At 67.1% G+C, this 1,545-nt stretch carries 2 protein-coding genes; one reads left to right on the plus strand and one right to left on the minus strand.

Annotated features, from left to right (window positions below):
* A partial coding sequence (locus ACLF3G_RS29385) for a response regulator (RefSeq protein WP_430672921.1) occupies nucleotides 1–472 on the plus strand: 472 nt, incomplete at its 5' end.
* A gap of 113 nt (nucleotides 473–585) precedes the next feature.
* On the opposite strand, the gene ACLF3G_RS29390 is transcribed toward ACLF3G_RS29385, so the two are convergent.
* Nucleotides 586–1,545: sensor histidine kinase (locus ACLF3G_RS29390; RefSeq protein WP_430672922.1), on the minus strand; the 960-nt coding region annotated here is incomplete at its 5' end.

Consider the following 1,545-nt stretch of genomic DNA (forward strand, 5'->3'; position numbering starts at 1 on the left):
ATTACGCGGAGTAAAAGCCGTGTCTCCTTGCGTCCTGGTTGCCGAAGATGAAGCGCTCATCGCGCTGACGCTGAAAGACATGCTGGACGACGACGGCCACGAGGTGCACCTCGCCTTCGACGGCTCAGCGGCCCTGGAAGCGGCTCAACGCCTGGGTCAGGCGCTCGATGTACTTGTCACTGATCTGAACATGCCAGGGCTGACCGGCGAGGACCTGATCCGCGCGCTGACCATCAACCGGCCGCTGCTTCCCATCGTGGTATTGACGGGCTCGCCTCCTCGGGGAGGGTTGGAGCAGTTGCGGCGAGACTGCGGTGGCCACGGACCGCTCACCCTGCTGCACAAACCAACCAGCAGCAGTGACGTACTCGCAGCCGTACGTTGCGCGTCAGTGCTCGCTGAACGCGTTCGGCCGATCCAGCCCGGCGGCAGCGAGGCTGAGCGTGAGCAGAGCAACGAGCATTGGCACTGATGGGTCGGTACCGCCTCAGCCGCGCGTAGGGCGTGGTCAAGGATCGCGGTATCGCCAACGGGTCCGCGAGGCGCGGCGAACCGCCACGGCCATCTGCCTGCGTGCTCTGCGCCTCAGTTGACCCCAGCAGCCCCACTCGCCGACGCTCCGCCGTCATTCGACGATTGCTGTCCGGCGTCGGCGCGTTCGAGTTCAACGCCGCCGTCGAGATGCTGGGGGATGTCAATCCGGCACCTCAATCCGGATTGGGCGAAGTCGAGTGCAACCGTCCCGCCGATCTGGGATGCCAGCCCACGTTGCAGCAGTCTCGTGCCGAAGCCCTGGTGCTCCGGTGGGCCGTCCAGCGCAGGACCACCCTGCTCCTCCCACACCACCTCCCAGCCCATTGCGCCATCTTCCCGCTGCGCTGCCGCCCAGAACAGCCGCACCCGTCCCTCGGAGGTCGAGAGGGCACCATGCTTCGCCGCATTCGTCGCGAGCTCATGAAAGGCCATGCCGAGTGCCATCGCTGCGCCTGACGGGAGGCGCGCCTCCGGCCCTTGAATCGCGATGCGCTTCACACCGGCCCCGCCGCCGTACGGTGCCAGAGCCTCACGTGCGACGGCCTCTATCGAAGTCTCCGCCCCGCCATCGCGCTGCAGCGCCTCATGAGCGCGGGCCAGGGCTGCAAGGCGGTCGCGGAACACCGCGTTGAAGGCGTCGGGTGAAGAAACGGTCCGGCGGGTCTGCTCGGCGATGGCCACGACCAGGGCGAGCGTGTTCTTGATGCGGTGGGTCAGTTCCGCGACAAGAAGCCGCTGTCTCTCCTCACCCAGCTTCCTTTCATGAATGTCACGGAAGGCGACCGACAGACCGCCGGTCTCCGACGGATAGATGTCCACCTCGACCCAGCGGCCGATGACGCCGGAGACGGCCTGAAGACGCACAGGGCGGCGTGTGCGCATCGCCTGCTCCAAGGCGGCAAAGGGCGCGCTTCCTGCCGCCTCGGGTAGGGCGTCGAGCACGCGGCGGCCCAGCACGTCCTCAGCCTGCCTGCCCCAAATGGCGAGCGCGCTGCGGCTGACGTAGAGAAA

The sequence above is a fragment of the Falsiroseomonas sp. HC035 genome (assembly GCF_050563525.1).
GTDB lineage: Bacteria > Pseudomonadota > Alphaproteobacteria > Acetobacterales > Acetobacteraceae > Falsiroseomonas.